This window comes from Phenylobacterium sp. (assembly GCF_036263695.1).
GTDB lineage: Bacteria > Pseudomonadota > Alphaproteobacteria > Caulobacterales > Caulobacteraceae > Phenylobacterium.
On record NZ_DATAGM010000246.1, the window covers coordinates 1 to 10,139 of the forward strand.

10 protein-coding genes are annotated in these 10,139 nt (G+C 70.2%); 4 read left to right on the forward strand and 6 right to left on the reverse strand.

Translation table 11 applies throughout. The features are described from left to right. The first annotated feature begins 244 nt into the window (after positions 1–244). On the forward strand, positions 245–1,897 hold the full coding sequence (locus tag VHK87_RS09920) for an alkaline phosphatase D family protein (protein WP_329634735.1): 1,653 nt from the start codon (positions 245–247) through the stop codon (positions 1,895–1,897). Here VHK87_RS09920 and hisI read toward each other — a convergent pair. Continuing rightward, a complete protein-coding gene (gene hisI, locus VHK87_RS09925) occupies positions 1,894–2,292 on the reverse strand; it encodes a phosphoribosyl-AMP cyclohydrolase (RefSeq protein WP_329634736.1) in 399 nt (132 codons plus the stop codon). The genes VHK87_RS09920 and hisI overlap by 4 nt on opposite strands. Before the next feature lie 111 nt (positions 2,293–2,403). Continuing rightward, a complete protein-coding gene (folE, locus tag VHK87_RS09930; RefSeq protein ID WP_329634737.1) occupies positions 2,404–3,033 on the reverse strand; it encodes a GTP cyclohydrolase I FolE in 630 nt (209 codons plus the stop codon). A gap of 177 nt (positions 3,034–3,210) precedes the next feature. On the opposite strand from folE, the gene cysS reads away from it, so the two are divergent. Then, positions 3,211–4,587, forward strand: a complete 1,377-nt coding sequence (cysS, locus tag VHK87_RS09935) for a cysteine--tRNA ligase (RefSeq protein ID WP_329634738.1) — start codon at positions 3,211–3,213, stop codon at positions 4,585–4,587. A 34-nt stretch (positions 4,588–4,621) separates the two neighbouring features. After that, complete coding sequence (locus tag VHK87_RS09940; protein ID WP_329634739.1) at positions 4,622–5,158, forward strand: SRPBCC domain-containing protein; 537 nt, start codon at positions 4,622–4,624, stop codon at positions 5,156–5,158. On the opposite strand, the gene VHK87_RS09945 is transcribed toward VHK87_RS09940, so the two are convergent. Next, positions 5,155–5,319, reverse strand: coding sequence for a hypothetical protein (locus VHK87_RS09945; protein ID WP_329634740.1), 165 nt, complete (start codon positions 5,317–5,319; stop codon positions 5,155–5,157). The two genes, VHK87_RS09940 and VHK87_RS09945, sit on opposite strands and share 4 nt — an antisense overlap. A 262-nt stretch (positions 5,320–5,581) precedes the next feature. Here VHK87_RS09945 and VHK87_RS09950 point away from each other — a divergent pair, with 262 nt between their 5' ends. Then, positions 5,582–6,718: an NADH:flavin oxidoreductase/NADH oxidase gene (locus VHK87_RS09950; RefSeq protein ID WP_329634741.1), complete on the forward strand. Its 1,137-nt coding sequence runs from the start codon at positions 5,582–5,584 to the stop codon at positions 6,716–6,718. An 11-nt stretch (positions 6,719–6,729) separates the two neighbouring features. Here the strand turns inward: VHK87_RS09950 and VHK87_RS09955 are convergent, their stop codons facing one another. The 3 genes from VHK87_RS09955 to VHK87_RS09965 all read right to left on the reverse strand — a co-directional run. Further along, positions 6,730–7,068, reverse strand: coding sequence for a GIY-YIG nuclease family protein (locus tag VHK87_RS09955; protein ID WP_329634742.1), 339 nt, complete (start codon positions 7,066–7,068; stop codon positions 6,730–6,732). Between the two features lie 70 nt (positions 7,069–7,138). Beyond that, on the reverse strand, positions 7,139–8,827 hold the full coding sequence (locus VHK87_RS09960; protein WP_329634743.1) for a hypothetical protein: 1,689 nt from the start codon (positions 8,825–8,827) through the stop codon (positions 7,139–7,141). A gap of 83 nt (positions 8,828–8,910) precedes the next feature. Next, on the reverse strand, positions 8,911–10,139 hold a 1,229-nt coding region (locus VHK87_RS09965), incomplete at its 5' end, for a fused MFS/spermidine synthase (RefSeq protein WP_329634744.1).

The following is a 10,139-nucleotide window of genomic DNA, read 5'->3' on the forward strand; positions in this document are numbered from 1 at the left end:
CGGGCCGAGAAGAACGCCCGTACGCCCGCGGTCGCCGGCCGCGGTCCGAGCCTCGTCCGTCCGCCGCTGGCTGCCGCGCCGAACGTCGCCTGATCTAGCTCCCCAATCTGAGTACTCACAGCCCGCCGGCGCGCCCCTGGCCCGCCGGCGCCGCTTTTTCAGGCGTTGCGCAACCCCCTGGACACCCGACACGCAGCTGTCTTGAACTGATCCTATGGCGAAGGCTGATCAGGGGGAGGCCGGGATGACCATCCACAGACGAGAACTTCTGGCGCTGCTGGGCGTCTCGGCCGGAGCGCCCGCCGCGGCGCAAGGCCAGGCCTACAGCGGCCCTGTCGCATTTCGGCACGGTGTGGCGTCTGGCGATCCGCTACAGGACCGGGTGGTGCTCTGGACCCGGATCACCCCGCTCGAGACGTCGGGCGGAACCGTCGACTACCGCTGGCGGATCGACCCCGTGGGTGGGGGCCGGGGCCGCTCGGGGTCGGGCCGCACCGGCCCGGGTCGGGACTACACCGTCAAGGTCGACGCCACTGGCCTTCAGCCGGGCCGCGACTACCGTTTCCGTTTCGAAGCGGCGGGCGCCGCCTCGCCGGAGGGCCGCACCCGCACCCTTCCGGACGGGCCCACCGAGAATGTGGTGCTGGCGGTCGCCTCCTGCTCCCTCTTCCCGAACGGCTACTTCAACGCCTACCAGGCGATCGCCGACGCGCCGCGCGTCGACGCCGTCCTGCACCTGGGCGACTACATCTACGAATACGGGGGGCCAGGCAGCTACGGCATGGACTCGCCGCTCGCCGCCCAGCGGCCACACGACCCCGACCGGGAGATCGTCTCCCTGGACGACTACCGGCGCCGCCACGCCCAGTACAAGTCGGACCCGCAGCTGCAGGCGGCCCACGCCCGCGCCCCCTGGATCGTCGCCTGGGACGACCACGAGAGCGCCAACGACAGCTACACCGCCGGCGCCGAGAACCATCAGCCGGAGGACGGCGACTGGGCGACCCGCAAGGCCGCGGCCCTAAAGGCCTATTTCGAATGGATGCCTATCCGCGATCCGGCGCCGGGCCGGGCGGTGGACGCGGCCTGGCGCGCCTTCCGCTTCGGCGATGTAGCCAACCTGGTCATGGTGGAGACCCGGCTCGCGGCCCGCGACAAGCCGCTCAACTACCTGGCCGATCTGCCGCCGACCGCCGGGGAGGCAGAGGTCGCGGCCTTCAAGGCCAGGCTCGCCGATCCGCAGCGCCGGCTGATGAGCGACGAGCAGCTGGACTGGATCGCTGCCGAGGCGGCCCGCCCGGGCCCGGTCTGGCAGGTGCTTGGCAACCAGGTGCTGATGGCCCGCATCTACCCGCCCGACATGGTGCAGATGATCGGCGAGGGTAAGATCGAGGAGCTGGGCAAGGCCTCGCCGGGCGTGCGCTCGCGCGCCCTGCGCATGTCGCGGCTCGCGCGGATGGGTCTGCCCTACGGCCTCGACATGTGGGACGGCTACCCGGCGGCCCGCGAGCGGCTGCTGCAGCGGCTGTCCGCCGCCAGGGCCAACACGGTGGTGCTGACCGGCGATTCCCACGCCTTCTGGGCCAACGAGGTGCACGACGAAGCTGGCCGCAGGGCCGCCGTTGAGTTCGGGACCACCTCGATCACCAGCCCTGGCGGCGGCGATGCGGTGAAGGAGATCCCGGTCGCCCAGCTGTTCGAGGCGGCCAACAAGGAGGTCCTGTTCACCGACCAGACCGCCAAGGGCTACACGCTGCTAACCCTGACCCGCGAGGCGGCCGTGGCCGAGTTCGTCGCCGTCTCGACCATCCACGACAGGGCCTTCGATACGCGGGTGGTGAAGCGGTATCGGGCCACCCCAGGGCCGGAGGGCGTGTCAGGGCTGAGCGAGGCCTAGGGCCGCTCGACGAGCTTGCCGCCCTCCACCACCCGGTAGAAGCACGAGCGGAAGCCGACGTGGCAGGCGCCGCCGTCGCCCTGCGGCAGACACTTCACCCAGACGGCGTCCTGGTCGCAGTCGACGCGGATCTCCACGACCTTCTGCACCTGGCCGCTGGTGTCGCCCTTTCGCCAGAGCTCGCCGCGCGAGCGGCTGAAGTAGTGGACGTCGCCGGTGTCCAGCGTCGCCCGCAGCGCCTCGGCGTTCATCCAGCCGACCATCAGCACCTCGCCGGTTTCCGCGTGCGTGGTCACCGCGCAGATCAGGCCGCCGGCGTCGAACTTCGGCGTGAGGACCTCGCCGCGCTCCAGCGCGTCCTTGGTGGGGGCCGTGGGGAAGGGGGCGTCGGCCATGCAGGCAAACCTTTCGTCATCCCGGCCGAGCGGAGCGATAGCCGGGACCCAGATCGCCCTGGATCTGGGTCCCGGATCGGCCATCCGGCCGTCCGGGATGACGTCTGAAGATCAGCGCTTGTTTACGAAGTCCAGGAAGCGCTGGCGCAGGGAGGCGTCGGTCTTGAAGACGCCGGTGAACTGTGTGGTGATGGTGGTCACGTGCCGGTGGTGGACGCCGCGGGTGGTCATGCACTGGTGGGCGGCGTCGATCAGCACCGCGACGCCCGCGGGGCGCAGGCTGTCGGTGATCGCATCGGCGATCTGCTGGGTCATCGTTTCCTGGGTCTGCAGCCGGCGGGAGAAGATCTCCACCACCCGGGCGATCTTGGAGATGCCGACGACGCGGTTGGTCGGCATGTAGGCGACGTAGGCCTTGCCCAGAAACGGAGCCATGTGGTGCTCGCAGTGGCTCTCCACCTCGATCTCGCGCAGCATGACGATGTCGTCGTAGCCCTGCACGTCCTCGAAGGTGCGGCTCAGTTCCTTGGCCGGATCGGCGGCGTAGCCTTCGAACCACTCCGCGTAGGCGTCGACCACCCGCTTGGGGGTGTCCAGCACGCCCTCTCGGCGCGGGTCGTCCCCGGCCCAGGCGATCAGCGTGCGGACGGCCTCCATGGCCTCCTCGCGGCTCGGGCGGGCGACGGGTTCGAGATCGTCGGCGGCGCCGATCGCTTTGCGGTCGCGGCTCATGGCGTCCATGTAAGGCAGGTTCCCTGAGGGCTGAGTTGCGCCGGGGCGAAGGCCCCGGAAATGACGCGTGCCACCCTTCTGCGGCGCCAGGCTCTCGCGGTTGCGACCCCCGTGGCCTGACTGCCGGGCGCTCTGTATATGGGGCCAACCCGCATCCGGGCAACTGTCACGCTGCGTCAGCTGGAAATGACCCTCACCCTCTACGACACCATGGCGCGCGAGAAGCGCGCCTTCGTCCCGGCGGACCCTGCGCGGGTGACGATGTATGTCTGCGGGCCGACGGTCTACAACTTCGCCCACATCGGCAACGCCCGGCCGGTGGTGGTCTTCGACCTCTTGTTCCGCGTGCTGCGCCATCTCTACGGCGATGAGGCGGTGCTCTACGCGGCCAACGTCACCGACGTGGACGACAAAATCAATCAGAAGGCCATCGACGAGGGCGTGCCGATCGAGGTCATCACCGACCGATACCTGGCTGCCTACAACTCCGACATGAGCGTGCTGGGGGCGCTGCGTCCGACCTTCCAGCCCCGGGCCACCCAGACGATGGACGCAATTATCGCCTTCATCGAGCGGCTGGTGCGCAGCAACGCCGCCTACGCCGCCGAGGGCCATGTGCTCTTCAACACCCAGGCCTACGCCGACTACGGCAAGCTGTCGGGCCGGCCGATGGACGAGATGATCGCCGGCGCCAGGGTCGACGTCGCGCCCTACAAGCAGCACCCGGCCGACTTCGTGCTGTGGAAGCCGTCCAAGCCTGGCGAGCCGGTTTGGGACAGCCCTTTCGGACCGGGGCGGCCCGGCTGGCACATCGAGTGCTCGGCGATGATCGAACAGGCGCTGGGCCTGCCGATCGACATCCACGGCGGCGGCATCGACCTCGTTTTCCCGCACCACGAGAACGAACTGGCGCAGGGCGTGTGCGGCAGCCACGCCCACGGCTACGCCAACTACTGGATGCACAACGGCTTCCTCAACTTCGGCGAAGAGAAGATGAGCAAGTCGCTGGGCAACGTGGTGCTGGTCCACGAGCTGGTGACCAAGGCGCCTGGCGAAGCCCTGCGCTGGGCCCTGCTGACCGGCCATTACCGCCAGCCGATGGAGTGGAGCGGCGAGCTGATCGAGCAGTCGAAGAAGTCGCTGGACCGGCTCTACGGCGCCCTGCGCCGCGCGGCCGACGTCACGCCTTCGACCGACCAGCCGTCGGAGCGGTTCCTCGCGGCGCTGCACGACGACCTCAACACGCCCCAGGCCTTCGCCGAACTGTTCGCTCTGGCTTCGGACCTGGAGACCGGCGACGCCAAAGTCAGGGCCCGCACGAAGGGTCAGCTGCTGGCGTCCGGCGCGCTGGCCGGCTTCCTCCAGGGCGACCCGGAGGCTTGGTTCCAGGGCGGCGCCGACCCGGCGCTCAAGGCCCGCGTCGAAGACCTGATCGCCGCCCGGGCGCAGGCCCGCGCGGCCAAGGACTGGCCGCAGGCGGACCGCATCCGCGACCAGCTGGCGGCGCTGAACGTCGAGGTGATGGACGGCCCGGCAGGTGCGACCTGGCGGGTGCGCACCTAACTATGCGCGAACACACAGGAGTTACGCCCGTCTCATGGCTCTCGCGCCCCCCGTCAGCACCTTGAGCGGCCGCAAACAGGCCGCTGCCAAGATGAAGGCCACCGCCGGACCGATCCCGGTGAAGGTCGAGCACCGCATCGGCGTGCAGGCGCCGGCCGATGTCATCTGGGACCTGGTCTACGACATCGCCGGCTGGTCCCGCTGGAACCCGCTGCACAAGAGCGCGGAAGGCGAGATCCGCATCGGCGCGCGGCTGCTCACCACCGAGGTGCTGCCCGGCCTGCCGGAGCGGCCGGCGAGCTTCCAGGTGATGGAATGGGTGCCGCTGGAGCAGCTGCACCTGCGCAACGCGGCTCTCGGCGGCTGGGTGAAGTCGATCCGCTACGTCGAAATCGAGCAGCTCAGCGAGGCGGCCTGCATCCTCTCCACCGGCGAGATCTTCGCCCAGGGCCTGCTGACCAGCCTGCACCTGAGGAAGCACCGCCGGCCCCTGCGCCTGGGCTTCACCGCCCACGGCGAGGCGCTCAAGGCCGAGGCCGAAGCTCGTTGGCGCGCGCTGAGCGGAACCTAGATGTGGAGCAGGAGGTAGGGCGCGACCACGGTCGCCCCGCCGACGAACAGCGTCCACACGGCCGCGCGCATCACCTCACGCCGACGGTTCGGCGAGTTGGCGAGAGTCCGCCGCTTGGTGCGGTCGGACGGAGCGGAAACGGCAGGCGAGAGGGCCGACACGGCGGTAGTCCTTCGAGGCTGATTCGCGCCCCAGCGGCGCGGTGGATGGCTCAGATATGAGCCCGAACGTCGGGCCACAATCGGCGTTTCTGCATACTGGTTCTGCAGGACTGCAAAGGTTGAAAGTGTATCTTGCTTGCCACAGGCCTGCGGCCGGTTCGACACGCTCGAGCAAAGGCCATTTCCGGGCCCCGAACTCATGGAGCATGGGGTTGTCGGCGGTGCTCTGCGGCCTTCAACGTGTCGCCTCTCAGGAGTGCCCGTGCCCCACCTCTTCGATCCTTTCAGCCTGAAAGACGTCACCCTCCGCAACCGCATCGCCGTGTCGCCGATGACCATGTACCGGTCGCAGCAGGGCGAGATGAACGACTTCCACCTCATGCTGCTCGGCTCGCGGGCCGCTGGGGGCTTCGGGCTCGTCTTCCCGGAGCAACTGGCGATCACGCCCGACGGGCGCACCAGCGTCGGCTGCGGGGGCATCTGGGACGACGCCCAGGTGGAGGGGCTCGCCCGGGTCGCCCAACTGATCAAGGACATGGGCGCGGTTCCGGCCGCCCAGCTCGGCCACACCGGCCGCAAGGGCAGTGAGCGCAAGCCGTGGGAAGGGGGCGCCCAGCTGTCTCCCGACCACCCGGAGGGCTGGCAGGTCGTCGGGCCGTCCGACGTCCCTTTCGGCGGCAAGTACGCCCAGCCGGTGCATGCGCTCGCGCCAGACGAGATCGCCGAGATCCATCGCGCCTACGCCGCCGCGGCGCGGCGGGCGCTGGACGCCGGCTTCCAGTGGCTGGAGCTCCACTTCGCCCATGGCTACCTGGGGGCCAGCTTCTTCTCGCCCCTGGCCAACCGGCGCACCGATGGCTACGGCGGCTCCCTGGCCGGCCGGCTCCGGTTCCACCTCGAGGCGCTCGATGCGGTGCGCGCGGTCTGGCCCGAACGGCTGCCGCTTACCGTCCGCCTCGGCTCCGACGACCTGCATGATCAGGGGGTGCAGTTCGACGACGCGGTCGAGGCGGTGCGGATGATGCTCCCGCACGGGCTCGACCTGGTAGACCTCAGCCTCGGCTTCAACACGGCCGACATGAAGTCGCGACCCATGGCCGAGCTCGCCTTCATGGCGGAGCGCGCCGCGCGCATGCGGCGCGAGGTCGGCGTCCCGGTGGCGATCAGCTGGAACCTGGGGCTGCCATCGGTGGCCGACCGCGTCGTCCGTGAGGAGTTGACCGACCTGGTGTTCCTAGGCCGGCCGGCGCTCTCCAACCCGCACTGGCCGGTCTGGGCCGCGCGCGAGCTGGCCCACCCGGACCCCTGGAGCCTCGTCCCGGAAGACTGGGCGTGGTGGCTGCGCAACCTGAGGGCCCACGAGGACACCATCGGATGGCCCCGCGTCGGGGGCGGCTAGCCGCGCCTCCCTCAGACCAGCGGGCCCGCCTGGAGGCGTGCTCTCCACAACTCGGCGCGCCGCTTCAGCTCCGGACCGATGATCAGGTCTGATGCGTCCTCCGGCAGCCGATCCAGCTGCTCGAAGCGGAACTCGGCCTCTCCGTGCTCGTCCCACGCCGCCTGCAGGGAAGGCGTCCTGCAGCCTCCCAGCCGCAGGGTGAACCAGAGCCCGTTCTGCTGGGTGTCGATGTGACGGCTCTGGCCGACCCAGGCTTGGCCCGTCGCGTTGCAGATCACCGCGTAGACCCCGGCGACCGTCTTCTTTTCCTTGTAGGCGGCGACCATCGCCTTGCGGTCATGCTTGTTCACGGCGAGCTCCTATTTACCCGGGCGTAATCGCACGAACTTACACCCGGGTAAATAGTCGATCTGCTGCCGCTCATCGCGCCGCTGTTTGAGACGGCGCGCAGGATCCGTGCGCCTGCGGGACGAAGGCCCGCGCCTCGGCGAGCTCCGGCCGCGCGTCGTCGCCCTTGCAGCTCACCGTCAGCAGCTCGGCGTAGTAGCGGCGCGCCTTGGCCTCGTCCCTTGCGCCGCGCGCCGCCGTCGCCGCGCCGTAGAGGCTGTTGAACCGCCCCGGCGCCCGCTCCAGGGACTGCTCGAAGGCGGCCAGCGCCTCGGCGGGTCGGTTCGTCTGCAGCAGCAGCTCGCCCAGCTGTTCCCGGGCCGGCAGGATGGCGCCGGGCGTGACCGGGTGCTTTTCGGTGGCGTCGTCGAGGTCGGCGGCGGCGCGCATCAGCGCCACCGCCGCAACCGTCCGGCCGGCCGCCGCCTCCGTCCAGGCCTCGGCGACCTGCCGCTGGATCTCCACCTGCAGGCCCCAGTCGTAGTTGCCGGGCGCGCCCTTCAGGCCCTCGCGAATCTCGCGCAGCCGGGCGACCTCCCGGCGGGCCAGCTCGAGGTTCCCGCCACGCGCCGCACCCACCGCCCGGGCGAAGTGGATCTGCGCCTCGGCCCAGGGGAACTGCGCCCAGGGCACGGCCTTGCGGGCGCTGTCCGGCAGGGTCAGCGCCGCGGCCTCGTCCCAACGCCGCCGCTCCAGGGCGATGCGGGCGGGAATGGCGCCGAAGGCGAAGGCGACCTTGAAGTTGGCCGGGTCGACCCGCTCGATGCGCCACAGCTCCTGCAGCACCCCGTCGGCCTTCGCGTCGGCCCCTTCCTGCAGATAGGCGTAGGCCAGGTAGTCCATGGCGTGCAGCCGCTCGTCCCACGAGCCCGGCAGGCCGTGCTTGACCGCATAGGCCTTGGCCGCCGCCTCGGCCTGCAGGTTTGAGGCGACCGCCTCGTCCCACAGCCCCAGCCGGGTGAAGATGTGGGAGGGCATGTGCTGGGCGTGCGCCGAGGCCGGGGCGATGGCCGCATAGCGCCGCGCCGCATTCAGGGCCAGCGGCGCCAGCGCCGGGAAGTCGTAGCTGTGGATCAGATAGTGGGCGACGCCCGGATGGTCCGGCTCGCGCGCCAGCACAGCATCAAGGATCGCCGCCGCCCGCTTCTCCCGGGCGAAGGTCGCGTCGTCGTCGATCATCCCGGCCGCGACCATGGCCAGGGCGTAGAAGACCGCCGCCTCCTGGTCCTTGGGCCAGCGGCGATGCACGCCCTCCATCGCGCTCTCGTAGGCGAAGGTCCGCTGCCGATGGGCGGCCGGGTCGGGGCTGGCGTAGAAGGCGGAGAGCGCTGTGATGTAGTCCCGCTCTCGCGCCGTTTCGCCGCCGATCGCCGCCGCCCGGGCGATGGCCTGGCGGCCCTTCTCGAACTCCGCGGGCGTCGGCGCGGCCCACAGCGGGTGATACTGGCTCATCGCCACGCCCCAGTGGGCCATGGCGCACTGCGGATCGGCCTGCGCCGACGCCGCGAACGCCCGCTCGGCGTCCTCGTATTCGAACGAGTGCAGCCACGCGACGCCCCGCGTGAACTGGCGCTGGGCCTCCGGGCGGCACGAGACCTCGAAGGTCACTGTCCCGAGCTGCTCGGCGGGTTCGTGGGTGTGGTGTTCGTGCTGAGCCGCAGCCGGGCTCGCAGTGACCAGAAGCGCTGCTGCCGCCAAAGCCAAGTTGCTGCGCACGGCCATCGCCTCCAAACCAGACAGGCGAGCATCGCGCCCTCCCGTCGCACCGGCAATACCGGCGTTCGCGTACCAGGTCGGAAGGGCGGCTAGCGAACATCCTCCGAGGACAAGCCGTCGATGAGCGAGCCCACGACGTTGGTGTAGTCGTCCGTCCATGGCCGCGTACCGCCGGCGCGCGCTTCGCGCCACCGGGGGTCGTCGGCGAAACGCTCGAGGGCTTCTGGCGACTTGGCGATCAGGACCACGCGAGTGGGAGCGGCGACCATTCGATGGACGTCTTCCGGCGGGCGATAGGACTGGAACAGGGCCGATGCGCCGAGTCGCTCAGCGGCCGCCGCAGCCGGCGCCTCCAGCGCCAGGTGGCGGTTCGTAAGGTGCATCAACAGCACGCCGTCAGGCTTGAGCGCCCGCAAGTATTGTTCGATCGCCTGCACGGTCAGCAAGTGGGTGGGAATCGCGTCGGAGGAGAAGGCGTCGAGGTGCAGCAAGTCGTAGGAGCCGGCCGGCTCCTTTGCGAGCGTCAGTCGCGCGTCGCCCAACACGACGTCGACGGGTCCTTTGGCGCAGCCGTTCAGGTAGCTGAACAGGCGAGGATCACGAGCGATCCTCTCCACTTCCGGGTCGATCTCGAAGTAGCGTAGGGAGTCTGACGCGCGCAGATAAGCTGCGGTGGCCCCAGCGCCGAGGCCAACCACGCCGATCCGCAGAGAGGGCCGGTCGGCCGCCATCCCGACATAAGTCTGACCGATCGCGCCTTGGCGGGCGTAATAGGCGCTTGGTGCGCAGCGGAAGGCCGCCGCCTGCGCCTGCGAGCCGTGGATCGTGGTGCCGTGGGAGAGCAGGCGAACTGTCCCGCCGAGTTGCGGCGCGACCGTCTCGCTGACCCGATGCACGCCGAAGAAGGTGCGGGTCGAATGCAAGCTGCCGCCTTGGCTCGCCAGGGCGACCTGAGCGGCCAGCGCCGCGAGGGTGATCGCAAAGAGCAGGCGGTGAGCCCGAAGGAGCGTCGCGGCGGCCCAGCCGAGCAGCAACAAGACCATGACGAAGATCTGACTGGCGGCGTCGGCGATGGTGAGCGCCAGCATCCCCGCCAAGGCAAGGGCGGCGATGCCAGCCACGACCTTGTCGGCGCGATCGTGCGTGCGCCGCACGGCGGGGCGGGCCAAGGCGGCCAGCACCAGCATCAGCGGATATTCCGCCACCGAGTCGAAGATCACCGGGGCCAGCAGGGCGGTTGTCGCGCCCCCGACCACGCCGCCGACCGAGACGCACAGGTAGAACTCCGTCAGGCGGCTCGGCGCCGGGCGGCGCTCGG

Excerpts from the sequence above, each read along its gene's own strand:
- VHK87_RS09960 (WP_329634743.1), bottom strand. The coding sequence starts at position 8,827 with ATGGCCGTGCGCAGCAACTTGGCTTTGGCGGCAGCAGCGCTTCTGGTC.
- cysS (WP_329634738.1), top strand. The coding sequence starts at position 3,211 with ATGACCCTCACCCTCTACGACACCATGGCGCGCGAGAAGCGCGCCTTC.
- VHK87_RS09940 (WP_329634739.1), top strand. The coding sequence starts at position 4,622 with ATGGCTCTCGCGCCCCCCGTCAGCACCTTGAGCGGCCGCAAACAGGCC.
- hisI (WP_329634736.1), bottom strand. The coding sequence starts at position 2,292 with ATGGCCGACGCCCCCTTCCCCACGGCCCCCACCAAGGACGCGCTGGAG.
- folE (WP_329634737.1), bottom strand. The coding sequence starts at position 3,033 with ATGGACGCCATGAGCCGCGACCGCAAAGCGATCGGCGCCGCCGACGAT.
- VHK87_RS09920 (WP_329634735.1), top strand. The coding sequence starts at position 245 with ATGACCATCCACAGACGAGAACTTCTGGCGCTGCTGGGCGTCTCGGCC.